Source organism: Hoeflea sp. 108 (assembly GCF_000372965.1).
Classification (GTDB): domain Bacteria; phylum Pseudomonadota; class Alphaproteobacteria; order Rhizobiales; family Rhizobiaceae; genus Aminobacter.
This window is the reverse complement of the sequence record NZ_KB890024.1, coordinates 4,005,618-4,032,237: the sequence shown is the minus strand read 5'-3', so window position 1 is coordinate 4,032,237 and position 26,620 is coordinate 4,005,618. Positions and strand designations below refer to the sequence as shown.

The following is a 26,620-nucleotide window of genomic DNA, read 5'->3' as shown; positions in this document are numbered from 1 at the left end:
GAGCTGAGGTGATGGACTTGAAAACCAGGGAAATCGACATGGACCTGACTGAAGAACTCGACCGGTATCTCCAGGCAGAGGTGGAGAGCAGCCAGGTTCCGGGCCTTGGCGTTGCTGTCGTTCGCGAGGGCGAGATCGTCCACCTTGCTGGCTATGGCCTTGCCAATGTCGAGAACCGGGTGCCGGTGACACCTGATACCGTTTTCCACTCCGGCTCGACCGGCAAGATGTTTACCTCGGCGTCGGTGATGTTCCTGCTGCAGGACGGACGCATCAAGCTCGACGACCCGCTGAACCGCTACATTCCCGAGGGGCCGGAGAGCTGGGCTGGCATCACTATCCGTAATCTGTTGTCGATGATGGCCGGCTTCGGCAATTTCGACATCGTCTTTGCATCCGGGGTTGGCGGGGAGGGCGGTGCCGTGCCGCTCAATTTGTGGCAGGACCACAGCGATGAGCAGCTGATCGACCTGGCGCGCCGTTCGCCGTTCATGTTCCGGCCGGGCGAGGGCTATCGGTACAGCAATACCGGTTACATCCTGGTCGGGCTCGTCGTCGCGCGCATCGCGGGCAAACCTTATTACGAGCTGCTTCGCGAACGGCTGTTCGAGCCGATCGGTATGGCGACAGCGCGCGAGGCGTCGTGGTTCGACATCGTGCCGAACCGTGCTGCCGGCCACTGCATACGCGACGGCAGTTTGGAGAACCGCTACTGGGCCGCGCCTACGCTGCAGCGCACCGGCGACGGCGGGCTCTATTTCTCGCCGCGCGACATTGCCCATTGGTTGCTAGAGCTGGACAGCCCGACGGTGCTGTATCCCGATAGTGTCGCGCTGATGTCCGAGCCGGTGCTGATGAAGAACGGCCAGCCGTCGTTCAACAACTATGCCTTGGGCTGGCAGAATTCCGCGATCCGCGGCCATCGCAAGATCCGCCATGGCGGGACCTGGGACGGGTTCCGCGCCGAGATCGCGCGTTTTCCTGAGCGCAAGCTGTCGGTCTGCGTGCTCGCCAACACGGATGAGGCCCAGGTCGCCCGGATCGGCCAGAAGATCGCCGGGATCGTCGATCCGGCGCTGGCGCCGTATGAGCCGATTGCGGACGGCAACGAAGCTGTGACCAGACGCGACCACGAGTTGCTGCAGGCCATCGTCGATCGCCGCGCGCCGCGCGAAGGCTTTGCGGATGAAGCCTGGCGCCTTTGGAGCAATGGCTGGTTCGAGCAGATCGCCGCAAGCGGTGTGGCGGTGGCCGGCGTGCCGCTCGAGCTGACCGATCAGGAAGGCGACGGCGGCAGGCGCTACCGGCTGGAGATGGGCGGTTACCATCTGCATTGGACGATCAGCCGCGACACCGAGGGCCGGGTGAGCGATATGCGCTTCCACATGGAGTAACCGTAACTGACCTGGAGCGGCCTCTGTTCCAGTACGTCAACCAACTGCTCAGCCTGGTCAGGTGCTGCGTGTCCCTCGGCGAGGGACGCCACGGCGACGTGCGCCCGATCTATCCGAAACGCCTGAACGACCCCATGGAGACCGACAATGACCTTTCGTGTTCTGACTGCCGAATTCGCGCATGAGACCAACACGTTCAGCGTCCGCAAGACCGACTATGACGCGTTCACCGTCGAAGGCGTGTTGTTCGGCGACGACGCCATTCGCGCGCGCGGCGAAGCGAACACCGAGATCGCCGGCTTCCTCGACATCGGACGCAAATATGGCTGGGCCATCGAGCATGTGCTGAGCACCGCGGCCGAACCGGCGGGGCCGGTGACGCGCGATGCGTTCGACCGCATCGGCGGCGCCATTGTCAAGGCGGCGGCCAACAACAAGGGCCAGATCGACGGTATCCTGCTCGGCCTGCACGGCGCGATGGTCACCGACTTCTCGCCCGATGGCGAAGGCGAGCTGCTGGAGCGGCTGCGCGCCGTGGTCGGGCCGGAGTTGCCGATCGCCGTCACGCTTGATCCGCATGCCAATGTGACGGCCAAGATGTGCGAACTCGCCGATATCCTGATCTCGTTCAAGACCTATCCGCATATCGACATGCGCGAGATCGCGCACCACGCGGGCGAGCTCCTGCAGCAGACGATGGTCGGCGAAATCCGTCCCAGAACGCTTCTGGCGCGTCGGCCGATGCTGGAAGAGGCCAATGCGGGGCGCACCGACATCGGCCCGATGGTCGAGTGGATCGCGCGGGCGCGTGCCTATGAAGAGACTGCTGGTGCGCTGGCGGTCAGCATCAACGGCGCCTTTCCCAACGCCGACATTCCTGAAGTTGGCCCGACGGTGCTCGTCACCTATGACGGCGACCCGGCGCGGCATCAGGCCTTTGCGGAAAGCATCGCCGACGAGATCTGGGACAACCGTTTCAACGTGCTGAACACTTTCCATACGGTGATGCAGGCGGCTGAAATCGCGCATGACTATCGCGGCGACCGGCCGTTGATCATTGCCGACTATGCCGACAATCCCGGCGCCGGCGGCTATGGAGACGCGACGGCGTTGCTCGGAGCCCTGCTGGACGTGGGGATCAGCGATGCCTGCTTCGGTCCGATCGTCGATCCGGAGACGGCCAACCAGCTTCACCGCGCCACCGTCGGTGACACCGTCAAGCTCAGGCTCGGCGGCAAGACCGATCCGCGCTTCGGCGGCGATCCGCTCGAGGTGACAGGCAAGCTGCTGGTCATCAGCGACGGCAAGCTCATCGGCGATGGCGAGCAGCTGGGTGGGTTGGAGTTTTCGTTTGGCCCGACGGCCGTCGTGCAGATAGACGGCATCGCCGTGCTCGTCGTCACCGAGCCGTCGCAGATGCGCGATCTCCAGCAGTTCCGGGCCTTCGGCATTGATCCGGCGCACTATCGCGTCGTCGGGCTCAAGTCGATGCAGCATTTCCGCGCCGCTTTCGAACCCATCGCCGGCAAGGTCATCGTCTGCGACAGTGGCGCGCTCTGCACCATGGACTATTCCAGGATGCCGTATCGCAACGTTGCACGCCCGATCTTCCCGCTCGACCGCGACATGACACTCTGAGCGCATGGCAATGACATCAAGGAAGCCGATGACCGAGCCACATATCCAGCGAGCCGACGTTGTCGTTCTCGGTGCCGGCATCATCGGCGTATCGGTCGCGCTGCATCTGCAGCGGCGCGGCCGTTCGGTCGTCCTCGTCGATCGGCGTGATCCCGGGGAGGAGACGAGTTATGGCAATGCCGGTCTGATCGAACGCTCGAGCGTCGTGCCTTATGGAGCGCCGCGCGAGTTCGCGAAGCTGCTGACCTACGCGCTGAACCGTTCGGCGGACGTGCATTTCGACTGGCTTCATATGCCTCAGCTGGCGCCATGGCTCTGGCGCTTCTGGCGGGAGTCGGCGCCGAAACGGCTTGCGCGTGCCGCAGCGGACATGCGGCCGCTGATCGAGAACTCGGTCAGCGAGCACGAAGCGCTGATGGCGGAGGCGGGCGTGCTGCCGCAACTGCGCAAGACCGGCTGGATTGAGGGCTATAGAAGCGCGCGGGCATTCGAGCGCGGTTGCGTGGATGCCGCAGCCCTTCACCCTTTCGGCCTGAGCTATGAGGTGCTCGACCAGAAGGCACTGCAACAGCGCGAACCGCATCTGTCCGATACGCTGGTGGGTGGGGTGCATTGGCTCGACCCGGCCACGGTGGCCGATCCAGGGGCGCTGGTAAAAGCCTATGCAAGCCATTTTGTGGATCGCGGCGGGCTGCTCCTGCGCGGCGACGCGCGTGGCCTCAGGCAGGACGATGGCCAGTGGAGTGTGGCGACCGACAACGGGCCTGTGTACGCATCGGAAGTGGTGGTGGCCCTGGGACCGTGGTCCGGCACCATCTTAAGCTCGTTTGGTTACAACGTTCCGCTTGCGATGAAGCGTGGCTATCACGTCCATTTCGAAGCCGACGCGAACGCCTCGCTCAATCACCCGGTCGTCGATGTCGAAGGCGGCTTCGTGCTCGCGCCGATGGCCCAGGGCCTAAGACTGACGACGGGCGTCGAGTTCGCCTCGCGCGACAGCAGGCCGAACCCGGTCCAGCTCGACATGACCGAACCTCGCGCCAGGGAGATATTGCCGCTCACGCGTCGTATCGAGCCGACACCCTGGATGGGATCACGGCCGTGCCTGCCCGACATGCGTCCGGCGATCGGGCCCGGTTTACGCCACAAGGGGTTGTGGTTTGCCTTCGGTCACAATCACCACGGCCTGACGCTCGGCCCGGTTACCGGGCGGCTGCTGGCCGAAATGATGACAGGCGAACCGACCTTCACCGACCCGGCGCCTTATGCCCTGGGACGTTTCAGCTAGGGCCTGGAGGCAGACCTGTTGCCTCTTGGCCCGTCGCGCTCGCGATCCCACGGGCCATGAGCGCATGCCTATCCCGGATGTGAGGAGGTGGCCGATCATCGACCGGCCACCTCGAGAAATCCGCATTGGATCTGCTGGCTATTCCATATGGAAACGCATCACCGCGATGCGGCCATCGCCCTGCCGGTCGATTGTCCAGTGCATGTGGTAGCGACCTGTCGCGAGGCGATAGCGCCGCCGTGTCCCGGCGTCTTCGACAAGCTCCATGGGGGCTGCGCCAAGATCGGATTCGCTTTCGGCGATCACCTGGTCGAACCATTTGTCGGACCATTGCCGCCAGCATTCCTCGCTGAAGGCGTCAGCAGGTGCGGTGCGCGCGGCAATTGCCCTGATCAATGAGCTGTCGAGCCTGGTGAGCGCGGGATTGATGTCGGCGACGGGCTCATATGGCGCGACCGTTGCATCGACGAAGCCGGCGACCTTATGGGCGATGCGGGCGACCTGGGCGGAATCGATGTTGGCCAGCACTGCCACCGAAAGCCGCTGGGCCGGGAAGCGGGCGAGTTCGGCGCGGAAGCCATCCCAGGTGCCGCCGTGCCTGATCTTGCGATGACCTCGAACCTCAGAGTTCTGCCAGCCCAAGCCATAGCCGTTGATGGCGAGGCGACCATCGGACATCAGCGTCGGCTCGAACATCAGCTCGATCATGTCCGGCTGGAAAACCTGCGCCTGGTCCAGCTCGACGAACCAGTGGGCAATGTCGCGCGGCGAAAAATGCAGCCCGCCATCACCGGTGCGCAGCATGGTCGGTGCTGTCCAGTGGCTGTTGCGCAGCTGGCCAGCATCGAGGCTGTATCCGCTGGCCCGGTTCGGCACGATGTCGCGACCGCTGGCTTCGCGTGCGCTTGCCATGCACGCAGGGGCAAACAGCCTTTCGCGAAGCAAGGCGTAATAAGGTTTGCCGGCGACGCGCTGGACCACAAGCGACGCGACGATGTAGCTGATGTTGGAATAGAGGTAGCTTTCGCCCGGTGCGAAGGCCAGCGGCGACAGGCTGGCCAATGCAAGCAGCTGGGCGTCGCTGTGGTCCTGCCACAGATTGACCGGAACGACGTTGTTTTCGATCGGCGACGGCGCAAAGACGTCGCCGAAGTTGCCGAGGCCGCTGGTCATCGACAGCAGGTGGCGGATGGTCATGCCCGCCCAGCTTTTCGGCACCTCGGTCAGGTAGCGATCGACGGGATGGTCGAGTTGCACAAGCCCATCCTGCACCAGAAGAAGTACGGCGGCTGCTGTGAACATCTTGCCGGTCGAGCCGGAGTGGAAAATGGTGTCGGGCGTCGCCCTGGCGCCATGTTCGACATTGGCCAGCCCGTAACCCCCGAGATGCAGAATCTCGCCGTCGCGCACGATTGCGACACCCAAGCCCGGGATTCCGTGCGCTGCGATTTCGGCCTCGAGATAATGGTCCAGCTTGGCGGTGGTGTCGGGGTCTTTCATCATGTCCATGGTTCTGGCCTTGCTGTTACTGCGCCGGCTTGATGTCGACGATCGAATAGGGCGCGCGGAACGACTGGGGCGCTGCGAGGCGGGTCTTGTTGAATGCCATCGTCTGCGCCGGTTCGTGCACCGGGGCGGCGACGAAATTGGCCAGCAGATGGGCGTGGTAGTTGCGGAAGTTCGCCACGCGCTCGTCCCAGGTCCTGGAGCTGTACATTGCGAGGTCGTGCAACTCTTCGGATTTGGCGTCGTCCCACATCGACAGATTCCACGAATCCAGTCGCTTGGCGCTGAAGAACCAGTCGAGAATATCGGCGTTCGTCCATGAATAGGGCTGCAGCACGAGCTCGCGCTCGGGCCTGCGGAACTGATCGCGATAGGTGCCGGCGTCGAAGACTGTGATTTCGGTGGCGATCCCAATGGCTTTCAGCTGCGCCTGGATGATCTCGGCCGTGCGGCGGTACTCGGTGTCGGCCCTGGCCCAAAGCTTGACCTGCAGCGGCTTGCCGTCCTTGCTGCGGATGCCGTCGGCACCTGGCGCCCAACCTGCCTCATCGAGCAGCTTTGCGGCCCGGGCAGGATCGGAGCGGATCTCAATGGCCGGATCGACCTTGGATTCCTGCAAGGTGCTGACCAGCAGCTGGTGCGCTTCCTTGCCGACACCGCCATAGACGCTCTTGAGGATCGCGGCCTGGTCGATGGCGAGCGCGGTCGCCTGCCGCACGCGGATGTCGGTGAACGGCGCGGCCTGGGTGTTGATCGCGACGAAAGTGATGCCGTAGCCGGGCAGGTCGCGCATGTCGATGTCGGCCTCGGACCGGATCTGCGGCAGGAAGTCGGTCGGCAGATCTAGCAGCATGTCGACGCCCCCGGTCCTGAGTTCGAGGAAGGCGGTGGATGCGTCGGGGAGCTCGCGCACCGTCAGGCGCTTGATATGCGGCGCGCCCTGGTTTTCCGACAGCGGGCTGCCCCAGGCATAGTCCTCGTTGCTGACCAGTACGGTCTCCTGGCCAACCACGAAGTTCTCGAGCTTGTAAGGCCCGGTTCCCACGGCCTGGATCACGCCATAGTTGGTGCCTGCCGCGTCGAACGCCTTCGGACTGGGGATGCCCATATTCATCATGGCCAGATTGAAGATCAGGTTCGGCTCGGGCCGCTTCAGCACGAAGCGCACTGTGTGCTCGTCCATGGCCTCGACGCGGTCGATGGCGTCGACCATGTATTCGTTTTCGGTGCCCTTGAACTTGGGGATCCACCAGACGATCGTTGCTGCGTTGAACGGCTCGCCGTCAGTGAAGCTGACATTCTTGCGGAGCTTGAAGGTCCAGCTCATGCCATCGGCGCTGGTTTCCCAGGATTCTGCCAGATGGGGGTGATAGGACTGGTCGACGGCCTGTTCGATCAGGCGGTCGTAGATGAGGCCGGCAGCCATGTTCAGGGTCACGGCGCGGATCGGATCGTAGCTGGCGGCCCCCTGTTCCTGCCGGGCCAAAACGATGACGGCTTCCGTTGCGCTTGCTTGGGCTGACGTCATCAGGCCCGTCGCCGCGACGAGCGAAAGCAGCGATGCCGAAACAATGAGTTCACGTCGGTTCATGTCAAATCCTCCCTGATTTGCTGTTATGTGTTGTCTGGAAAATGAGCGCGTCAGCGTTCGGGTCGGCCGGCATGGCCGACGAACTCGCCATAGAGCTCGGACATGCGGTCGAGCCGGGCCTCGACGTCGGCCCCGAGTTCGCCGATGACGCCATTCAATATGAGATGGACAAGCGAGAGCATCGGCCCGTTGGTGTCCCAGAACAGGTTGATCTCCGACGGCAGCGCGAAGACCTCGGAGGTGGCGCCATGGGCCCAATCGCAGAACTGGTCGGTGATGAGCGTGACCGGCATGCCGGCATCGGTCGCGCGGCGCGCCAGAACGGCGGCCTGGCGGGAATAGCGCCTCGCATCGAACATCACGAGCGCCGTCTTGCTGGGATCGGCGAGCAGCACTTCCGAGAAATTGCCGGCGGAAAGATCGATGAGATGCACGCCGTCGCGCACATATTGCAGCAGGTGCGCCATCGTGACGGCGATGCCGCGCTCGCTCTGGAAGCCGATGATGAAGATGCGCTGGCACGCAGTAAGCCGATCGACGACTGCCTTGAAATGCGCCGATCCGGCCAGCTCGTAGACCTTCACCAGTGCTGCCATTTCCAGCTCCAGGCTTCTGGCAAGGTCGCCGCCGCCCTTCTTGCTCGTCGCCTGGAACTCGCGCAGCCGGTCGCCGATCAGCCATGGAGTGTCGGCGATGTTGGTTCTCAGATCCGCCTTGAGGTCCTTGAAATGCTGATAACCCAGCGACCGGCAGAAGCGGCCGACGGTCAGCTCGCTGACCCCCACCTTCTCGGCCATGCTCGAAGCTGTCTCGAATGGCAGCTCGGTGAGGTTGGTGATCATGTAGGTGGCGATGGTTCGGTTCGAGCGCGATCCCTGCTTCAAAGCGGCAGTCAATCGCTCGCGCACGGTTCCTGTCATCGTTCCCTCCTCGTTTTCGTCATCTGACATATTTCTATCATCGATGTAAAGAATGATAGTTTATTGTCATTTGGCAATCGAGGGGAGAACAAGCCCGCGCGCAGAAATGGCGCGGGCGTCTTGTGTTGCCAGGCGCGGAAATAGACGCTCAGCCAACCCGGAGCGGCAGTTCAGCTGACAGGCGACGGGTGCACAGGGTCAATCGCCCGCCGCGCCTGACCGCGCGGGCTTGATGGGCAAGATCACAGGTTCAATTCAGCCAACTGTCATTGGCTCAGCCTCAGGCAGCAGGGCGCCTGGCCTCAGTCAGGCTGCGAACAGTGCCAGGCACCATCGCTGCGTTGCGATGCATCGATGCGATCGCCGCAAAGGTTAGTGCCAGGCTCTGCAAATTGCCCCGCGCGCCGTTCAACGGTTCGCGCTCCTCCTCGATCGAAGCCAAAAGCTCCCCCATCGTCCCGCCAAAACCATCGTTGAACCAGCTGCCTTCTAGCGAAGGCCGAGCCGATCCGGCGACGGTTGTCAGCTCGACAGACTGGCTGCCGAGGTCGGGGCCGATGCTCGAGAGGCTGCCTAACGTGCCTGATATGTAGGTGCGGTCCTGCGGGCCGAAAGCAGTGGCGCCGTCGAAGACAAGCGATGCTTGTCCGCCTGGGAATTCGACCAGTGCCTGGGCGAGCAGGGGAGGTCTTGCTTCCTGGCCGGCGGCGCGGGCGCGGGTGGCGTGGACCGAGGTGGCGCGATTGCCGATCAGGCTCGCTAGGAAGTCGAACCAATGGACGCCGAAATCGTAGAGGACAAGGTCGTCGATCTTGTCGAAGGGCGTGCCCTTGATCCAGCCGTGGTTCCAGTGGATCGAGACGTGGCAGGAGACGAGCTCGCCGATCAGGCCGGTGCGAACTGCCTCGCGCATCCAGGCGAGATGTGGCGCCCAGCGGCCGTTCTGGTTGATGGCGAGCTTGACGCCTTGGCGATCGGCGAGATCGGCGAGGCGTTCGCCGGTGTCGAGATCGAGCACATAGGGCTTTTGCGACAGGACATGCTTGCCAGCGCGCAGCGCGCGCTCGATCATGTTTTCGCGCTCGGCCGGGTGCGTGGTGATGTCGACCACCTCGATGTCGTCGCGGGAAAGCACGTTGGCCAGGTCGTCGGTGATCGACGCCTCGGGGAAGAATTCGTCGCGACGGTCGGCGGCTTTTGAGAGCGTGCGGTTGCAGATGACGGCTACGTCGAAGCCTGCCTTGCGGTAGGCGTCGAGATGGGCGAACGAAATTCCACCGGCGCCGACCAAGGCGATGCGCGGCGCGTAGGTCTTTGGACGGGGTGGGCGATAGGCGAGATCAGGGGCCTCGACCAGCCTGGTTTCGGCGGACTTCAGCGCATAGGCGTCTTCCCCGGGCGTTCCGCTCATGGCAGCAGCTCGACGGTGCGCTTGAGCTCGGCCGCAAGGGCAGCGCTATCAGTAATCTGCTGGCCGACCCGCGACATCGCAGGTGAGAGCGGGCCGGTGATGAGCGTGTTGTTTGCGAGGCAATCCAGCACATATTCGACCGGCGCGCGGCGGCCGAGGGGCAGAATGTCGACCGGGATCTGGTGTGCCTCGGGATGGGCACGGGTCTGCAAGGTGACGTGTGGCTCGTAGTCGTAGCTCGAGATCGTGCCATCGGTGCCCAGGATGACGAAGCCGCATTTCGGCTGAGGCTGCAGCGTCCACGGGTCGGTGAAGGTGCCCCAGCGCGTTTCGAATTTGGACAGGCCGTTGGCATAGCGGCAGACGGTGATCGAATGCTGGTCGACCTCAATGCCCGGCGTCTGGTCGACGACTGACGTCACTTCGATCGGCTTCTCGCCATTGCGGAACCACGTGGCGAGAGTGACGCCATAACCGAGATAATCGCGCAGGCTGCCGCCGCCCGATGCCTTCTTGTACCACCAGGAGGAAGGCTTGGCCGCTTCGACTTCCTCCGGCGTCACCTCGACCTTGTCGGCGAGGTGATAGAGCGGGCCGCGGTTGCCGTCGTAGTAGTGGACCTCGATGACATCGCCGATGGCGCCGTCGTCGATCAGGCGCTTGGCGGTGTTGTGGCTCGGGTACCAGGCGAGTGGCCAGTTGATCGCCATCTGGCGGCCGGCTGACTTCATGGCCGCGATCATGCGGTCGGCGTCGGCAAGCGAGGAGGCAAAGGGCTTTTCGACCAGGACATGCACGCCGTGGCGCGCCACGCGCTCGACATGGTCGGCGTGCTCTGCTGTCGCCGCGCAGACGACGACCAGGTCGGGCTTCGTCGCCTCGATGCAGGCGTCCAGGTCGGTGAAGACGCGCTCGGCCGGGATGGAAAAATTGGCGATCGCGCCTGCCATGCGCGCGAAGTCCTTGTCGTAGATGCCGACGATCTCGGCTTCGGGGTGCTGGTGCACCTCGCGCAACAGGTCACCCATATGCATGTGGTCGAAATTGATGCCGGCGACGCGCCATCTGGCCATTCTTTTCCCTCCCCAGTATCGGCTCTCCCAAGCCGTTTCCCGATCAGACCTGCGGTGTCCTTGCCATCTCCGCCAGGAAGCGATCCTGCTCTGCCGCGTCCATGCGGACAAGATGGCCGGCTGCCGGATAGGCGCCGCTTGCCACATCGGCGGCATACTCGCGGAAGGCTGAGATGCGCTCCTGCTGGAGGCGCTGATATTGCGAATGGAAGTCGCGATAGACCTTGGAGTGACGCGGATAGTGGCCGTTGTGCTCACCGAGCACGTCGGTGGCGAAGAGATATTGCGCGTCGCAGCCGGCGCCTGCGCCCATCGAGATCATCAGCAGGCTGGTGCGTTTGGAGATCGCCTCGGCAATGGCCGGCGGCACGACCTCGATCTCGGCGGCAAACGCGCCAGCGTCTTCCAGCGCTTTTGTCTGCTGCCAGACCATCATGGCGCTATCGTAGGTCTTGCCCACGGCCTTGAAGCCGCCGGTCCAGGTGCGACGCGACGGGACCAGGCCGACATGGCCGACGACGGGAATGCCTTCGTCGCGCAGGCGCCTGACGATGCCGAGGCTCGCACCGCAATAGACGGCATTGGCTCCCAGCTTCAGCAGGCGGAAGGCAACACGGAGATAGTCGTCCTCGGTGATGTAGGCGCCGGGCTCGAGACCGCCGACGACGAAGGGATTGGGGCAGACGGCACGGAAACCCTCGAGCGCAAGCACCTCAGGCGGCACCGACAGCATGTCGATGCCGGCAGCGTTGGCGGCCGCGGCCTCGTCGAGCGACTCGACCCTGAGCTTGGTGAGCTGGCGCTTGCTCTTGAGCGCAAGCAGGTCGGCGACGGTGGGCTGGGAAGACTGCATCTTTGATCTCGCGGCTGACGTTCGGGCTGGCTTGGAAAGTTGCTCAGGCGAGCATGATCATCACGCGTCCGTCCTCGACCTTGACCGGGTAGGTGGCGAGGTCGACGCAGACCGGAGCGCCTTTGGCCTTGCCCGAGGTGAAGTCGAAGCGGCCATTGTGCTTGGGGCACTCGATGATGGTGCCCATCACCAGGCCGCCTGACAGATGCACCTTTTCATGCGTGCACAGGCCGTCGGTGGCGAAGAAGCGGTCGTCCTCGGTGCGGTAGAGCGCGAAGGTGCGGCCATCGTGATCGAAGCGGATCACGTCGTCCTGGTCGATGTCGTCTGCGTCGCAGGCGTTGATCCATTGTTCCGGCATGTGGGTCTCCGAAGGCCTATTCGGCCGGATTGATGATGGCGCCATGGTTGTAGGGCACGGGCACCTTGCCGTCGGGCAGGCGCCTGATGACGTGGTAGGCGGGTTCGCGCACCTGCCTGAAAATGGTCGGGATGATCTCGCGGTAGGCTGCGATGGTGCTTGGATAAGGTTCGGGGCAATCGGCCTTGATCGCCTGATGCAGCCGGGGCAACGCGTGATAGGGCACCATCGGGAACATGTGGTGCTCCACATGGTAGTTCATGTTCCAGTACAGGAAGCGGAACAGCGGGTTCATGTAGATGGTGCGGGTGTTGAGGCGGTGGTCGAGCACGTCCTCGGCGAGGCCGGCATGCTGGGTCAGGCCGAAATAGATGGTCATGAAGCCGCCGTAGAGGCTGGGCAGGCCGACCAGCATGGCCGGCAGGATGCTGCCTATCCAGAAGCAGGCGACGATGACCGTGGCAAAGATCGCGAGATAGATGCGCGCCACCAGATAGACTTTCCAGCGCTCCATCTCGGGGATGAAGGTCGCTTCATCCGGCTTCAGCCGGCCGGCGGCATGGATGAACAGCGACTTCAGCGTCATAAGGCTGCTCTTCAGGGCAAAGATGTTGAGCAGCAGGCCGGCGACGTCAGGCGGACGGGGCACGGCGATCTCAGGGTCGCGGCCGACGATGATGGTGTCGGTGTGGTGGCGGGTGTGGCTCCAGCGCCAGACGGTCGGCTCGCGCAGGATCATGAAGCTGGCGACGTAATAGAGCACGTCGTTCATCCAGCGTGTCTTGAACGCCGTACCGTGGCCTGCCTCATGCCAGCGGCTGTCGCTCGATGAGCCGTAAAGCACGCCGTAGACCAGGAAGAAGGGGACGGCCCACCAGCTGCCCCAGAAATAGATGCCGCCAGTGGCCGACAGGACAAGGGCCGCCACCCAGATGGCGGTGTCGCGCAGGGCAGGGCCGTCGCTGCGCTTCATCAGCTCCTTCAGCTGCTTGCGCTCGATGGGGCAGGAATACCATTCGGCGGCGGCGATGCCGTTGGCTTCGGCCAGCGCCGCGTCGCGCCCGATCAGGCTGTAGTCTCTCGGTGTCGGCGTCATGGGCAGCTCGGCGGAACTTTGGACTTGATGCATCATTATGATGTTTCATTTTGATGCTATCGACTGGAAATAGTATGCGTCAAGCCTTGGTGGAGGCAATTGCGGCCATGTTTCGTTGGGATTCTCGTGCTGTCGCTCTCAAATCGTCATTCCTCATCAAAAAGCATCATTTTGATATGAAGGTGACGTTGACCCATCGAAATGGCCGCCATAGTTTGCGCCTGTTGCAATGCCGGTGAGGGAACATCAGTTGGCCAGTTCGCGACCGAAAATGGATGAAATCGCGCGGCTGGCCGGCGTCTCGAAGGCGACGGTCGATCGGGTGCTCAACAACCGCGCCGGGGTGCAGGATCATACGCGCAAGCACGTGCTGGCGATCGCCGCCAACCTGGCCGGCGAACCGGCGCCTTCGTCGTCGGGCACAGTCTGTCTCGATTTCGTGCTGCCTGGCGGCAGCAATGCCTTCATGGCGGATCTGGTCAACCAGATCGAGCGGCGGGCGGAACTGCGCGGCGATGTCGATGTCGTCATTCATCGTGTTGCCGGCGTCGATCCCGAGCAGACGGCTGCCGCGCTCGGCGGCCTCAGGGCCAATTGCCAGGGTGTCGGGCTGATCGGGCTGGACAGTCCTTCGGTGCGCGAGGCGGTGCGGCGGCTGATTGCATCAGAAGTTCCTGTTCTGACGCTGGTGTCCGACATCAGCCATGTCGGGCGGATGAATTATGTCGGCATCGACAATCGCGCGGCGGGTCGCCTTGCCGGCTATCTCATCGGGCGGTTCCTGCCGGGCGCTTCCGGCAAGGTGGCGCTGCTCGCCGGTGCGCTTGCCTATCGCGGCCATGAGGAACGCGAAATGGGCTTCCGTCACGTGCTGTCGGAGAGTTTTCCGAAGCTTGATGTCGTCGCCGTGCGCGAGGTGCACGAGGATCCCGACAAGGCGCATGACGAGGTGCGGGCGCTGCTCGACGAGCACGATGATTTGCTCGCGATCTATTGCATTGGAGCAGGTCAGGACGGTGTGGCGCGGGCGCTTACGGAAACGGGGCGGGAAAAATCTGTGATCTTCATCGGTCACGACCTGACCGACCAGACCCGGCAATATCTGCTGAGCGGGGTGATGGATGCGGCGATCGACCAGAACGCCCAGGTGGAGGCGCGCGAGGCGATCGACCGGCTGGTGCGGGCCGTGCACAACGAGCCGAACATCCCGACAACGACCATCCGCATCCAGTCGGTGTTCCGGGAGAATATCCCCAGCGAGGTCTGAGCGCTGGGCTCTGATTTCGGTGTGGTTTCAGGGTCATAGGGCATTCCACATGGATCTGATCTCGGCCGACGGCATCTCGTTGCATTTCAATCGCGAAGGCGGGGTGATCGACGATCTGGCGATCGTTTCAGGCGGGCGGACGGTCCGGCCGCTGCATCGCGCGCCATGGCTGGACAGCGCCGAGACGCTGCCCGACAGCGTGGCGCCGGTGGAGCGGCGGCTGGCCGGCGATTTCTTCTGCGCGCCCTTTGCCCGCAGCGAGCCAGGCGTGCCGATTCATGGCTGGTCGGCCAATGGCGATTGGGAAGGCGGCGAACAGGCGGTCGTGGCCGGCGCCGTCGTGGCGAGCTACCGGCTGAAGCAGCAAGTGTCTGGTGCGCGGCTCGAGAAGACGATTGCCCTGCGGCCCGGCGAGCCGGTGGTCTACCAGACCCATGTGTTCGAGGGCGGGGCGGGCAGGTTGCCGGTGGCGCATCATGCCATGGTGCGCGTGCCGGGCGGAGCGCGGCTGAGCTTTTCGCAGAAGTCCGGCGGCAGGACCATGGCCGCACCGCCCGAGACCGACCCGGCGCGGGGCCGCTCGATCCTGCTCTATCCGCAATTCTTCACCGATCTCTCCGCCGTCCGTCAGCAGGACGGCGCAGTGGCGGATCTCGGTCGCTATCCGTTCCACCGGGGCCACGAGGACATCGTGGTGCTGTCCGAGCAGCCGGGGCGTCGCGTCGGCTGGTCGGCTGCGCTGGCTGCTTCCGATGGCTTTCTGTTTTTTGCGCTGAAGGATGCGCTGATGCTGCCGCAGACCGTGCTGTGGATGAGCAATGGCGGGCGCAGCTATGCGCCCTGGAATAGCCGTCATGTCGCCGTGCTGGGCGTTGAGGAAGCCGCGACCGATATTCATCTCCAGCCAGGTGAGGATCGGCCTGACGGGGTGCCGACCGAAGTCGAACTTGGCGCGGGGTGCACGGTCATCCGCTATGCCTTCGGCGCCGTCGTGCCGCCCCAGGGGTGGAGCGAGATTGCCGACATCACCGTTTCCGGCGACACGCTGACGCTGGTGGATCGTGGCGGCGGGCGGCTGATGCTGCCGTTCGACGGCGGTTTCTTCGCCGTCTGATCGGCCGCTCGCGCAGCAACTGTCCAGACCAGGCGACGAGTGCTGTGCCTCAAAATGAGGCGTGGCAGCGCATCTGTGCGTGCCCATCAGCGGGCTGAAATCCCGGCTTTCCATCTCGAGCCATCAAAACGCCTGCCGCGCGGGATTCGCGCTTGACTCACATCTGACCTTACGCCACTTTTCTAACATCAAAATGATCGTAAAAAAGCATCATTTTGATCATTCGTCGTACCGGAGGAATTGTGCGGCGGTGGAGGGCCAATCCATCAACGACAGTGCAGGCGTCCTGATCTCGGGCCGCTCGGCGATGTCGTTGGATTGAGGAGTGGAGCGGGGGCATCCCGCCCCGGATGAGGAGGAGAATAACCGTGCTGAAAAGGACAATTGCCGTCGTCTCGGCGGCGCTGGTGGCGACCAGCCTCGGGCTGGCAACGACCGCTTATGCGCAGGCCAAGAAGACATATTACTGGGTGTCGCATGGCTCGCCCGCCGACCCTGTCTGGACCTATTTCCTGGCGGGAGCCAAGCAGTGGGCCGACGACACCGGCAACACCGTCAATACGTCGTTCCACAACGGCGACGTGCCGGCGCATCAGGAGGCCATTCGCGCCGCGATCGCGGCCAAGGCGGCCGGCATCGTGACCTCGAGCCCGGATCCGGGCAGCCTGGTCAAGGTGGCGGAGGAAGCCCGCGCCGCGGGCATTCCGATCATCAACATGAACACGCCCGATCCGACCGCCAACTTCAACGCCTATGTCGGCGGCAACAACGTCGCCTTCGGCAGAGGCTGGGCGCAGTACCTGGTCGACAAGAAGCTGGTGAAGGAAGGCGACTTCGTCTGGATGCCGGTCGAGGTTCCGGGCGCCACCTATGGCGTGCAGGAGGAAGAAGGCATCGCCAGCGTCTTCAAGCCGCTGAACATTACTTGGGAAGTTACTGACGCCACGCTCGACCAGGCGGAGATCATCACCCGCATGGCCGACTACCTGACCGCCAACAAGGGCAAGGTAAAGGCGATCATCGGTCTCGGCGACCTCGTCACCGGCTCGATCAAGCGGGTCTTCGACCAGGCTGGCGTCAAACCGGGCGAAATCCCCGTCGTCGGCTGGGGCAATTCGCGCGACACCACCCAGGAGGTGCTCGAAGGTTACGTGAATGCCGCCCAGTGGCAGGACCCGCAGGCAACCAGCTACATGGCGCTGTCCATGGCTGCGATGGCTGCCAGCAAGATCCCGCCCGGCTTCGACATCATCGTCGGCTCGCTCTACGAAAAGGACCGGGCGCAGCTCTACGACGACATCCTGTCGGGCAAATAAGGCCAGCCAAGCCTCCGGCCCGGATGTCCGGGCCGGAGGATCTCCGACGATGCCATTCGGTCTTGCTGCAGCCGTTCCAGTGCCGCTCCAGCCCTAGGGCATGTGTCCTGCGCGGTGCGCACCCCACGCCGCCCGCGGCCAGCCATTCCACCTGACGACCAACGTCTTTCACGGATCAGTCATGGACAATCGATCACTAGTGCAGCGCTTCGTCGCGAAGCCTGAATTCGGGCCATTGGTCCTGCTCATCCTGGAAATTGCGATCTTCTGGTCGATCAATCCGGACTTCCTGTCACCGCTGAACATCTCCAACACGCTCGCCTTCACGGTCGAACTTGGCCTGATCGCGCTGGCCATGACGCTCTTGATGACCTCGGGAGAGTTCGACCTGTCGGTCGGCTCGGTGTTCGGCCTGTCGGCCGTGGTGATGTGGACGGTGTTCAACACCGGCCTTGCGCCGCTGCCGCTGGCCTTCCTGATCGCCATCGGCCTTGCCATGCTGATCGGCTTCGTCAATGGCTGGTTCGTCACCCGCCTTGCCATCCCATCCTTCCTGGTGACGCTGGGCATGCTGTTGATCGCGCGCGGCTCGGCGCTCTACATCACCGACGGTTTCCCCCAGCGCACCTGGAACGCCGAGGGACAGTGGCTGGCGCAATTGCTGGTCGGCGAGTTCTATGTCGGCGGCTTCCGCGTCTACATGTCGTTGCTGTGGTTTGCGCTGTTTGCCTTCCTTGCCCACTACCTGCTCACCCAGACAAAGGCCGGCAACTGGATCCAGGCGTCCGGCGGCAACCCCAACGCGGCCAGGGCGCGCGGCGTCAACGTCAACCGCACCAAGGTCGCGCTGTTCATGCTGTCGTCGGCGATGGCGGCCTTTGCCGGCATCATCAGCTCGATCCGCACTTCGGCGGCCAACCCCAATAGCGGCACCGGCTACGAGCTCGAGGTCATCGCCATGGTGGTGATCGGCGGCACGGTGCTGACCGGCGGCCGTGGCACCATCATCGGCACCGTGCTCGGCATCTTCATCCTGCGCATCATGCGCAACGGCATCGTCATGATCGGCGTGCCCGGACTTGCCTACAACATCTTCATCGGCGCGATCATCCTTGGCATGATGGCGCTGCATTCCTGGCTCGAACGCCGACACAATGCGGGAACCTGAGCGATGACCGAAGAACTCGTCCGCATGCAGAACATCAACAAGTTCTACGGCCGCATCCACGCGCTCCGTGACGTCTCGCTGACCGTCAACACCCACGAGGTGGTGGGCCTTCTCGGCGACAACGGCGCCGGCAAATCGACCTTGATCAAGGTGCTGTCGGGGGCGGTGCCGATGACCAGCGGCCAGATCTTCGTCAAGGGCAAGGAGGTGCAGATGAAAAGCACCACCGACGCCATCGAGAACGGCATCGAGACGATCTACCAGGACTCGGCCTTGGTGCCGCAGCTGTCGATCGCCCGCAACCTGTTCCTCGGCCGCGAGCCGATCAAGGGCTCGGCCCTGTTCAACCGCCTCGACCACGAGACGATGAACGAGGTTGCCCGCACCCTGCTCAAGCGCGTCGGAATCAGCAAGAACATCCCGCCGAACACGCCGATCGGGGCGCTGTCGGGCGGCGAGCGCCAGGCGGTGGCGATTGCGCGCGCCATGCATTTCGACAGCAACCTCATCATCCTGGACGAGCCCACCAACAATCTCGGTGTCGCCGAGACGCAAGGGGTGCTGCGTTTCGTGCGCGAGGTGCGCGACACCGGCCATTCCTGCATCTTCATCGCCCACAACATCCACCATGTCTTCCAGGTGGTGGACCGCATCGTGGTGATGCGCGGCGGCCAGGTGGTGGCCGACAACATCGATCCGAAACAGTCGACCATCGAGGAGGTCGAGCGGGTGATCACGGGCGAGCACCTGATCGAGGCGCTGGGCCTCGAACACTGAGTGCATCGGGCGGGAGAGCAAAGCATGCCAGACAACAAGAAGCCGCTTGTCCTCTCAGCACCCTGGCCACGGACGCTGGAACTGCTCTTCACGGCTCCGGCGCTGGCGAAGCTCAGGGCCGAAAACGAGGTGCTGGAGGTCGAGCCCGAGGAGATCTCAAGGCTCGCGCCCGAGGTACTCGGCCGCGCGCGCTATCTGATCGGCCAGCCGGCGCTTTCGCTCGAGATCTTACAGGCAATGGCGTCGCTGCACTGCATCTTCAATGTCGAGAGCAATCTCCTCGACAACATGCCTTACGATCACCTGTTTGTGCGCGGCGTGCATGTGGTGACGACCGGTCAGGTCTTCGCCGAGCCGGTGGCCGAGATTGGCCTCGGGCTTGCGCTCGACCTTGCCCGCGGCATCACCGATGCGGACCTCGCCTTTCGCGAGGGCCGCGAACTCTGGGGTGCCGACGGCAACGTTTCGGCCAGGCTCTTGTCCAGGGCCGATATCGGCTTCATCGGCTTCGGCGATCTCGGCAAGGCGCTGAACCGGTTGCTTCTGGGTTTCCGCACCCGCGTCAAGGCGTATGATCCTTGGCTGCCACCTTCCGTGCTCAGGGAAAATGGCGTCGAACCGGCATCGCTCGACGAGGTCCTGTCGGGCAGCGACGTCGTCTTTGTGGTGGCGTCGGTCACCAGCGAGAACCAGGGTTTTCTCGACGCGCATTCCTTCGCCCGCATGCGCAAGGGAGCAGCCCTCATCCTGCTCAGCCGAGCCGGCGTGGTCGATTTTCCCGATCTGATCGAAGCCGTGCGCAGCGGTCACATCGTGGCTGCCAGCGACGTCTTTCCCGAGGAGCCGCTGGCGCTCGATCATCCGGTGCGCAGGCTCAAGGGCTTCCTGCGCTCCGCCCACCGGGCAGGTGCGCTCGACGTCGCCTTCAAGCGCATGGGCGACATGGTGCTGGAGGACATGGCGCTGATGGATCGTGGACTGCCGCCGATGCGTTGCAAGCGGGCCGAACGTGAAACCGTCTCGCGCATGCGCTCGAAGCCGGTCGAGCGGAACTGACCAGCGCGCTTGGGATCGCGCGCGATGCGGCTGCGCCACCCATTGGCCAGCCGCTTGGCCTCATATTCAAGCTCTCCTGGTTGTGACGAAAGTACCGGTCAGCGACCATCGTTGATCCGCCCATTTTCGCGTTGTAACGCCTGCCGTTGCCGGGAAGCGCGTCGTCCAAAATCGTCACATCGCTGTGGCGATGGATCGTTAAGCACAGGTCATGTCTGGTTAATTTGTGCTGGACAGCCCGGCTTTCGATGCGCAACATCGGGCCTGATCTTGGAAAGTTACGTGCTGGAATTCTAATCTTTCGACTTCTGTCGAACTGAGAGGAGGCTGCAATGATCAACTTCCTGCGTCATGTTCACTACCGTTCGCTCAAGGAGCGGCCAAGTTGAACCCCGCCGCCCGATCGGGCGGCCCCCCTGCCATTCTCTGAGGTTTTCAAGCGGCCTTCGCGGCCGAACCCTTTCGCCTGAGCGTCCTTCCGGCATCTGCAAAGGAGTAGTCTTATGAGCAACCGGTCCCCCTTTGAGCGGCTTTACGACGAGTTCAACGAAGAGATTTCCGAGGATCATTTCCCGCGCAATGGCATCTCGGCCTTCGCCGCCAAGGCGATCGTCAACAGCGAGGCCTGGTCCGACGCCAACCCGGTGATGAACCTGTCGTCTTTCGTCACCACCTTCACCGAGCCCGAGGCGCTTGAGATCGGCCGCGAGCATTTCCTCAAGAACTACATCGACCACGACATGTATCCGCAGCTGTTTGCCATGGAGCAACGCATGGTGCGCTGGCTGCATGAGCTGTGGAACGGCCCCAAGGGTGTCGAACCCTATGGTACCGCGACAGTCGGATCGTCGGAAGCCTGCATGCTGGCCGGGCTTGCGCACAAGTGGAACTGGCGGCAGGCGCGCGAGGCTGCCGGCAAGGACGCCACCAGGCCGAACATGGTCACCGGCGGCAACGTCCAGATCGTGTGGAAGAAGTTCCTGCGCTATTTCGACGTCGAGCCGCGCATCGCGCCGCTGAAGCCTGGCAACTACCGCCTGACCACTGAGCATCTCGACAAGCTGGTCGATGAAAACACCATCGCTGTCGTCGCCATCGCCGGCCAGACCTTCACCGGCGAGGACGACGATTTCCAGGAAATCCACGACTGGCTCGACGCCTATGAAAAACGCACCGGCATCAACATTCCGATGCATATCGACGGCGCTTCGGGCGGATTCGTCAATCCGTTCCTCTACCCCGACTACGAGTGGGATTTCCGCCTGCCGCGGGTGCAGTCGATCAACGCATCCGGCCACAAATACGGTCTCGTGCCGCCGGGGCTCGGCTGGGTGATCTTCCGCGAACGCTCCGTCTTCAACGAGGACCTGATCTTCTACGTCAATTATCTCGGCGGCGAGATGCCGACGGCGACGCTCAATTTCAGCCGCAACGCGGCCCAGATCGCCTATCAGTATTATGCCTTCGTCCGGCTTGGTTTCGACGGCTATCGAGAGATCATGCAGCATACGGTCGAAAACGCCCAGCATCTGCGCGATGCGCTGGTTGCGAGTGGCTATTTCGACATCATGAACGACACGCAACGCATTCCTGTCGTGGCGCTGACGCTAAAGGACAAGTTCAAGAACTTCAACGAGTTCGACGTCTCGTCCAAGGTGCGCGAGCGTGGTTGGGTGCTGTCGGCCTATTCGATGCCGCCCAATGCCGAGACGGTGAACAGCCTGCGCATCGTGGTGCGGCCGCATCTCAACCGCAACGTCATCAATGGGCTCGCCAAGGACATCATCAATGCCTGCAACTGGCTGAAGGAGCATGGCGGCACCTCGACGCCGCCCAAGCTGCATGAGCATCACACCGCGACGGTGAGCAAGTGCTAGGCGGTGCCGTCACCTGAGCTGAATGAAGCCGGCACGAGCCTGCGCGGTCCAAGCGCAGGCTCGACTGCGAGGGATGTGTTATGGTCTCTTTCCTGCAATATCTGGCGGCCAACCCGTTTGTGCTGCTGTTCCTGGTGGTCGGGTTGGCAGTGTGGGCCGGCGGCTTCACCATCAAGGGCTATGGGCTCGGCTCGGTGGCCGGCGCCATCGTGGTGGGAGCCGGCATCTCTGCGCTGGCGGCTTCCTTTGGCGTCACCTTCAAGCTCGACGATTTTGCCAAGTCGCTGTTCTACTATCTGTTCATGTACGGCGTCGGTTTGCGTGTCGGGCCGTCCTTCCTCAACTCGCTCAATGCCGATGCGTTCAAATATGTGACGCTGGCGGTGATCTCATGCGGCCTGGCACTGGCGATCGTTGTGTTCGGGGTGCGTTACCTCGACCTGCCGACGGGCACCGCCGGCGGCATCCTGGCCGGCTCCAACACCATGTCGGCAGCCATCGGCTCGGCCGAGCAGGCGGTGACCTCGGGCATGGTGGTGCCGCCTGCCGGCGGCAGCGCCCAGCAGGTGAGCGCGATGATCGCGCTGTCCTACGGCATCACCTATATCTGGGGCACTGTCGGTATCGTGCTTCTGTGCAAATACCTGCCGCGCTGGTGGGGTCTGGACGCCAAGGTCGAGGCCCGGAAATACGAGGCCGAGCATGGCGTCAGCAATGCCGACGATCCCGGCCTGACCGCATTCCAGCCTTATGGCACGCGCGCCTACCGCCTGGAAAACACCGGCACGGCTGGCGAGACCATCCGGCAGTTCCGCGCCAGATATCCCGAATATGCGATCCTCAACGTGCGACGGCAGGACGAATTGCTGGGCGCCGATCCCGAGCTCGTTCTCAAGCTCGGCGACATCGTCGCTCTGGGCGGCGCTGCCGAAAACCTGACCAGCAACATGGGGGTGATCGGTCCAGAGGTTCCAGGCAATCGTGTTCTCAACATTCCCATCGACCAGGCCGAGATCCTGGTGACCCAGAAGGACATGATCGGCAGGAAGCTGGGCGAGTTGCAGACCAACGATCTGGCCGGCCAGATCCAGCTGACAAGGCTGGAGCGGGCAGGCCATCCGCAGCCGATCGGCCGCGACGTCAAGCTGCAGCGCCGCGACGTGCTCTATGTGACCGGGCTCAGGCCGGCGGTGGACGAAGCGGGAAAGATCCTCGGCGTCATTGCCCGGCACAATACCTCGACCGATCTGGTCACGCTCTCGGTCGGCATGATCCTGGGCTTTCTCATCGGGGCGATACAGTTTCCCGCCTTCGGCGCCTCGGTCGGCCTCGGCAATGCCGGCGGCCTGCTGCTGTCGGGCATCGTCGTCTCGTCGATCTCGTCGCGGCTCCGCTATTTCGGCAACACGCCGAATGCCGCCCGCAACATCCTCGAGGACATGGGGCTGATCGTCTTCGTTGCCATCGTCGGGGTGAATGCCGGGGCCGGGCTGATGTCGGAAATCACTGGTGATCTCGCCCTCAAGATCCTGATCCTGGGTTTCCTTGCCTGCACCATCCCGCCGATCGTCGTGTGGATCGTCGGCTATCACGTCTTCAAGATGAATGCGGCGCTGCTGATGGGGGCGACGGCCGGCGCGCGCAGCCATTCGGGACCGGCGCGCGAAGCGGCCAAGGAGGCCGACAGCAACGTGCCATGGCTTGGCTTTCCGGTGGCCTATGCGGTGTCGGGCGTGCTGCTGACCGTCGGTGGCTATTTCGCCATGGTCCTTGCCCGATAGGGGCGTTCGGGTTTCGGGGCGGGGGAACCAATGCTGGAAGTGTTGCGGCCGATCGTGCAATCGCCCGAGGCCATGCTGTTTCTCACGGTTGCGTTGGGCGTTCGCCTGGGGCGCCTCAAGCTTGGCGATTTCTCCTTCGGCAATGCCGCCGGCACCTTGATCGTCGGGACAATTCTGGGTGCGATCCTCGGCGGGGCGGTACCGGAGCTTTCGCCGACGCTCAAGTCGGTGGCGTTCCTGCTGTTTGTCTTCGCCGTCGGCTTCCAGAGCGGGCCGCAATTCTTCTCCTCGCTCGGGCGTCGCACATTGCCGCTGGCCGCGATTGCTCTCGTCGTCACGGCCACCGGGCTGGTGACGGCGCTTTCCATGGGGCGGCTGCTCGGCCTCGACCAGGGCAGTACGATCGGGCTGGCGGCCGGCAGCCTCAGCGAGACGGCGATGCTGGGCACCGCCTATGGCGCACTGAGCGGTCTCGGGCTGTCGCAGGATGCGTTGCTCGATGCGCAAGGGCAGGCGGCGGTGGCGTTTGCGCTGACTTATGTGTTCGGCACCATCGGCGTCATCCTGTTCTGCTCGCAGCTTGGGCCGCGGCTGATCGGCATCGACCTCAGGGAGGAAGGCCACAGGTTCGACGCCGAGCAAGCGCAGGTGGCGGTCGGCGGCGGGCAGCTGCTCGACGTGCGTTCGCTCGTCGCGCGCGCCTTTCGCGTCGACGCAGCCGACGGGGCAACCATCACGCAATTGCGCGACCGCATCGGCTCGCTGGTTTCGGTCCAGCGCGTCAGGCGCCACGGCAAGGATGTGGAGCTGTCGCCCGACCTGGAGCTGAAACGTGGCGACCTGATCGCCCTGCAAGGCTACCGTCCGGCGATCGTCCGGGCGGCGCCGCGCATCGGCAAGGAGGTGGTGGCGGACGAGCTGGTGCGCGATCTCCTGGGCCACGGCGCCGAGGTGGTCATTGCCCAGCGCTTCGCCGGCAAGACGTTGGCCGAGGCGGTGCAGCTGCTCGGCGATGCCGGGCGCGGCATCTTCCTGCGCGGCATCAAACGCCAGACACAGGAAATCCCGGTGACGGCGCAAACTGTGCTGCTGCCGGGCGACATTCTGAGTCTTGCCGGCCCGCCGGAGCGGCTTGAGGAGGCGCTGCCGCATGTCGGCGAGAGCGTGAACACCGGAAAGCGCTCGGATATCTCGTTTCTCGCCGCCGGGCTTTTTTGCGGGGCGCTGATCGGCCTCGCCACACTGATGGTCAATGGGCTGCCGATCACCCTGTCCGCGGGTGGCGGTGCGCTTGTCGCCGGGCTGGTGTTCGGCTGGTGGCATTCGCGCCATCCGGAGCGCTCCAACGTGCCGCTGGCGGCGACCCAGATCATGTGGGACTTCGGACTGGCGACCTTCTGCGCGCTGGTTGGACTGACGGCCGGCCCGCAAGCGGTGGCCGCCCTTGCCGCCAACGGGGCTCTGCTTCTGGGCGCAGGCGTGGTGGTCACGCTTGTGCCGCAGCTGGTGGGCCTTCTGGTCGGGCACTACTTGCTGAAGGTCGACCCGGTGCTGCTGTTCGGCGCGCTGGCCGGTGCGCAGACGCAGGACGCGGCGATGCTTGCCGCCAGCGACGTGGCCGAAAGCTCGGCCCCGGCGCTGGGCTTCACCGTGCCCTATGCGATCGGCAACATCCTGTTGACCATCATGGGACCGATCATCGTGGCGCTGACCTGAGGCTTCAGACTGCTTCGGAGGTGGCCTCTTCGGCACGCGTGGCTTTGCGTGCCACGATCCAGCCGACAATGGCCGCAAACAGCAGGACGGCTGCGGCGATGTAGAAGGCGAGACCCGGGAAGGGCATCGGCGTGCCGTCGCGCACCGTCCAGGCATAGAGCGCGCCGAAGAACAGCGGCGAGGCGACGCCGGCGATGCTGGCGACGCTCATATTGGCGCCCTGCAACTGGCCCTGTTCGGATTCGGAGACACGCTGGGTCATCAGCGACTGGGTCGTCGGCATGGCCAGGCCCCACAGCGCGTTGGGGATCATCGCCACAGTGAACCAGATACCCGTCGGCGCAAAGCCCATAAGGGCGAGGCCGATGGCGCCGCCGAACAGGCCGAACACCATGGTCGCCCGGTCGCCGAAGCGCTTGACGACAGGGCCAACGATCAGGCCCTGGACGATCATGTCGAGCACGCCGACCATGGCAAGCAACACGCCCACTTCCCAGGCATGCCAGTTGTAGCGGAAGGCGGCATAAAGCACGAAAACCGCCGAGAAGACGTGGTGGGAGAAGTGCAGGAGGAAGGTCACCGAGGCGAGGCCGGTGAGCTCGGGATGCGAGCGCAGCAGCATCATCGCGCCGAACGGATTGGCGCGGCGCCATGCGAAAGGCATGCGCTTTTCGGGCGCGAGCGACTCCGGCAGGACGAAGGCGCCATACAGGAACGCAAGGCCGCTCATGGCAGCCGCCACCCAGAAGGGCGCGCGTGGCGAGATTTCGCCAAGGAAGCCGCCCATCAACGGGCCGGCGACGAAACCGGCGCTGAAGGCAGCGCCGATCAGGCCGTAGGCGCGGGCGCGGCCCTCCGGCGGGGTGATGTCGGCCATGTAGGCAAAGACCGTGGTGAAGCTCGACGAGGTGACGCCTGCGACGATGCGGCCGAGCGCCAGCCACCACAGGTTTGGCGCTACCGCCATCAGCACATAGTCGGCGGCGAGGCCCGCGGTCGACAACAGAATGACCGGACGGCGGCCGTAACGATCGGACAGCGAACCGATGATCGGCGAGCAGACGAATTGCATGCCGGCCCAAAGCGCCACGAACACGCCATTGATCCAGCCGGCATCGGCGTTGGAGCCGGCGAACTCCTCGATCAGCGAGGGCAACACCGGAATGATGATGCCCATGGCGACGATGTCGAGAACGGCGGTGACGAAGATGAAGGCGATCGCCGCCTGGCGACGCGAACCTGTGATGGACATGCAACTGGCCTCGATGGAGGGGGGCTTATAAGGGTAACGCTGCGTACGATCCACCCGGCGCCCCCAAGATTAGCAAAACCTACTGACATTGTGGCACCGGTTGGCAAACGCTGACCCAGGTCTTCCCGCTCGAAGGTTGCCGGCCTAAAAATGCGGTCGGATTCA

General features: G+C 63.8%; 21 protein-coding genes. 12 read left to right on the top strand and 9 right to left on the bottom strand.

The features are described from left to right. Positions 1-11 precede the first annotated feature (11 nt). From B015_RS31250 to B015_RS0119920, 3 genes are all read left to right on the top strand, one after another. Entirely contained in the window at positions 12-1,394 is a 1,383-nt protein-coding gene (locus B015_RS31250; protein ID WP_157632788.1) for a serine hydrolase domain-containing protein, read from the top strand. 147 nt (positions 1,395-1,541) lie between these two features. Further along, a complete protein-coding gene (locus B015_RS0119925) occupies positions 1,542-3,032 on the top strand; it encodes a M81 family metallopeptidase (protein ID WP_018429505.1) in 1,491 nt (496 codons plus the stop codon). 28 nt (positions 3,033-3,060) lie between these two features. Next, a complete protein-coding gene (locus B015_RS0119920; protein ID WP_018429504.1) occupies positions 3,061-4,320 on the top strand; it encodes an FAD-binding oxidoreductase in 1,260 nt (419 codons plus the stop codon). Positions 4,321-4,458: 138 nt separating this feature from the next. Here B015_RS0119920 and B015_RS32260 read toward each other — a convergent pair whose 3' ends face one another. The 8 genes from B015_RS32260 to B015_RS0119880 form a co-directional block, all read right to left on the bottom strand. After that, the gene (locus B015_RS32260) at positions 4,459-5,829 is read right to left on the bottom strand and encodes a serine hydrolase domain-containing protein (protein ID WP_018429503.1); all 1,371 of its coding nucleotides are present in this window, start codon (positions 5,827-5,829) and stop codon (positions 4,459-4,461) included. Positions 5,830-5,845: 16 nt separating this feature from the next. Then, positions 5,846-7,417: an ABC transporter substrate-binding protein gene (locus tag B015_RS0119910; protein ID WP_018429502.1), complete on the bottom strand. Its 1,572-nt coding sequence runs from the start codon at positions 7,415-7,417 to the stop codon at positions 5,846-5,848. A 50-nt stretch (positions 7,418-7,467) separates the two neighbouring features. Continuing rightward, positions 7,468-8,337: a MurR/RpiR family transcriptional regulator gene (locus B015_RS0119905; protein WP_026227519.1), complete on the bottom strand. Its 870-nt coding sequence runs from the start codon at positions 8,335-8,337 to the stop codon at positions 7,468-7,470. A gap of 280 nt (positions 8,338-8,617) precedes the next feature. Continuing rightward, positions 8,618-9,748 carry a Gfo/Idh/MocA family oxidoreductase gene (locus B015_RS0119900; RefSeq protein WP_018429500.1) on the bottom strand — a complete coding sequence of 377 codons (1,131 nt, stop codon included), beginning with the start codon at positions 9,746-9,748 and terminating at the stop codon, positions 8,618-8,620. Next, a complete protein-coding gene (locus B015_RS0119895; RefSeq protein WP_018429499.1) occupies positions 9,745-10,821 on the bottom strand; it encodes a Gfo/Idh/MocA family oxidoreductase in 1,077 nt (358 codons plus the stop codon). Before B015_RS0119895 ends, B015_RS0119900 begins: the two co-directional genes overlap by 4 nt. A gap of 43 nt (positions 10,822-10,864) precedes the next feature. Beyond that, positions 10,865-11,674 (bottom strand): 3-methyl-2-oxobutanoate hydroxymethyltransferase, encoded by an 810-nt coding sequence (locus B015_RS0119890; RefSeq protein WP_018429498.1) that lies wholly within the window; start codon positions 11,672-11,674, stop codon positions 10,865-10,867. A 43-nt stretch (positions 11,675-11,717) separates the two neighbouring features. Then, entirely contained in the window at positions 11,718-12,035 is a 318-nt protein-coding gene (locus B015_RS0119885; protein WP_018429497.1) for a MocE family 2Fe-2S type ferredoxin, read from the bottom strand. A 16-nt stretch (positions 12,036-12,051) separates the two neighbouring features. Then, positions 12,052-13,131, bottom strand: coding sequence for a fatty acid desaturase family protein (locus B015_RS0119880; protein WP_198292866.1), 1,080 nt, complete (start codon positions 13,129-13,131; stop codon positions 12,052-12,054). Between the two features lie 271 nt (positions 13,132-13,402). Between B015_RS0119880 and B015_RS0119875 the strand changes: the two genes are divergently transcribed. The 9 genes from B015_RS0119875 (at position 13,403) to B015_RS0119835 (ending at position 25,203) form a co-directional block, all read left to right on the top strand. Further along, on the top strand, positions 13,403-14,398 hold the full coding sequence (locus tag B015_RS0119875; RefSeq protein WP_018429495.1) for a LacI family DNA-binding transcriptional regulator: 996 nt from the start codon (positions 13,403-13,405) through the stop codon (positions 14,396-14,398). A 49-nt stretch (positions 14,399-14,447) separates the two neighbouring features. Then, positions 14,448-15,512, top strand: coding sequence for a hypothetical protein (locus B015_RS0119870; protein WP_018429494.1), 1,065 nt, complete (start codon positions 14,448-14,450; stop codon positions 15,510-15,512). A gap of 383 nt (positions 15,513-15,895) precedes the next feature. Further along, the gene (locus B015_RS0119865; RefSeq protein ID WP_245262348.1) at positions 15,896-16,828 is read left to right on the top strand and encodes a substrate-binding domain-containing protein; all 933 of its coding nucleotides are present in this window, start codon (positions 15,896-15,898) and stop codon (positions 16,826-16,828) included. Positions 16,829-17,009: 181 nt separating this feature from the next. Continuing rightward, entirely contained in the window at positions 17,010-17,996 is a 987-nt protein-coding gene (locus tag B015_RS0119860; protein ID WP_026227517.1) for an ABC transporter permease, read from the top strand. Between the two features lie 3 nt (positions 17,997-17,999). Continuing rightward, positions 18,000-18,773, top strand: coding sequence for an ATP-binding cassette domain-containing protein (locus B015_RS0119855; protein ID WP_018429491.1), 774 nt, complete (start codon positions 18,000-18,002; stop codon positions 18,771-18,773). Between the two features lie 24 nt (positions 18,774-18,797). After that, a complete protein-coding gene (locus tag B015_RS0119850; protein ID WP_018429490.1) occupies positions 18,798-19,829 on the top strand; it encodes a hydroxyacid dehydrogenase in 1,032 nt (343 codons plus the stop codon). 503 nt (positions 19,830-20,332) lie between these two features. Then, the gene (locus B015_RS0119845; RefSeq protein ID WP_018429489.1) at positions 20,333-21,706 is read left to right on the top strand and encodes a glutamate decarboxylase; all 1,374 of its coding nucleotides are present in this window, start codon (positions 20,333-20,335) and stop codon (positions 21,704-21,706) included. Between the two features lie 80 nt (positions 21,707-21,786). Beyond that, positions 21,787-23,487: a hypothetical protein gene (locus B015_RS0119840; protein ID WP_018429488.1), complete on the top strand. Its 1,701-nt coding sequence runs from the start codon at positions 21,787-21,789 to the stop codon at positions 23,485-23,487. Between the two features lie 30 nt (positions 23,488-23,517). Further along, positions 23,518-25,203, top strand: a complete 1,686-nt coding sequence (locus B015_RS0119835; RefSeq protein ID WP_018429487.1) for a TrkA C-terminal domain-containing protein — start codon at positions 23,518-23,520, stop codon at positions 25,201-25,203. 4 nt (positions 25,204-25,207) lie between these two features. Here the strand turns inward: B015_RS0119835 and B015_RS0119830 are convergent, their stop codons facing one another. Continuing rightward, positions 25,208-26,455, bottom strand: coding sequence for a tetracycline resistance MFS efflux pump (locus B015_RS0119830; protein ID WP_018429486.1), 1,248 nt, complete (start codon positions 26,453-26,455; stop codon positions 25,208-25,210). Between the last annotated feature and the right edge of the window lie 165 nt (positions 26,456-26,620).

Bases quoted from the DNA above. Each gene is read 5' to 3' on its own strand.
- B015_RS31250 (WP_157632788.1), top strand. From the start codon at position 12: ATGGACTTGAAAACCAGGGAAATCGACATGGACCTGACTGAAGAACTC.
- B015_RS0119835 (WP_018429487.1), top strand. From the start codon at position 23,518: ATGCTGGAAGTGTTGCGGCCGATCGTGCAATCGCCCGAGGCCATGCTG.
- B015_RS0119845 (WP_018429489.1), top strand. From the start codon at position 20,333: ATGAGCAACCGGTCCCCCTTTGAGCGGCTTTACGACGAGTTCAACGAA.
- B015_RS0119900 (WP_018429500.1), bottom strand. From the start codon at position 9,748: ATGAGCGGAACGCCCGGGGAAGACGCCTATGCGCTGAAGTCCGCCGAA.
- B015_RS0119860 (WP_026227517.1), top strand. From the start codon at position 17,010: ATGGACAATCGATCACTAGTGCAGCGCTTCGTCGCGAAGCCTGAATTC.
- B015_RS0119925 (WP_018429505.1), top strand. From the start codon at position 1,542: ATGACCTTTCGTGTTCTGACTGCCGAATTCGCGCATGAGACCAACACG.
- B015_RS0119920 (WP_018429504.1), top strand. From the start codon at position 3,061: ATGACCGAGCCACATATCCAGCGAGCCGACGTTGTCGTTCTCGGTGCC.
- B015_RS0119850 (WP_018429490.1), top strand. From the start codon at position 18,798: ATGCCAGACAACAAGAAGCCGCTTGTCCTCTCAGCACCCTGGCCACGG.
- B015_RS0119870 (WP_018429494.1), top strand. From the start codon at position 14,448: ATGGATCTGATCTCGGCCGACGGCATCTCGTTGCATTTCAATCGCGAA.
- B015_RS0119905 (WP_026227519.1), bottom strand. From the start codon at position 8,337: ATGACAGGAACCGTGCGCGAGCGATTGACTGCCGCTTTGAAGCAGGGA.
- B015_RS32260 (WP_018429503.1), bottom strand. From the start codon at position 5,829: ATGGACATGATGAAAGACCCCGACACCACCGCCAAGCTGGACCATTAT.
- B015_RS0119875 (WP_018429495.1), top strand. From the start codon at position 13,403: ATGGATGAAATCGCGCGGCTGGCCGGCGTCTCGAAGGCGACGGTCGAT.
- B015_RS0119910 (WP_018429502.1), bottom strand. From the start codon at position 7,417: ATGAACCGACGTGAACTCATTGTTTCGGCATCGCTGCTTTCGCTCGTC.
- B015_RS0119840 (WP_018429488.1), top strand. From the start codon at position 21,787: ATGGTCTCTTTCCTGCAATATCTGGCGGCCAACCCGTTTGTGCTGCTG.
- B015_RS0119830 (WP_018429486.1), bottom strand. From the start codon at position 26,455: ATGTCCATCACAGGTTCGCGTCGCCAGGCGGCGATCGCCTTCATCTTC.
- B015_RS0119895 (WP_018429499.1), bottom strand. From the start codon at position 10,821: ATGGCCAGATGGCGCGTCGCCGGCATCAATTTCGACCACATGCATATG.
- B015_RS0119855 (WP_018429491.1), top strand. From the start codon at position 18,000: ATGACCGAAGAACTCGTCCGCATGCAGAACATCAACAAGTTCTACGGC.
- B015_RS0119880 (WP_198292866.1), bottom strand. From the start codon at position 13,131: ATGACGCCGACACCGAGAGACTACAGCCTGATCGGGCGCGACGCGGCG.
- B015_RS0119885 (WP_018429497.1), bottom strand. From the start codon at position 12,035: ATGCCGGAACAATGGATCAACGCCTGCGACGCAGACGACATCGACCAG.
- B015_RS0119890 (WP_018429498.1), bottom strand. From the start codon at position 11,674: ATGCAGTCTTCCCAGCCCACCGTCGCCGACCTGCTTGCGCTCAAGAGC.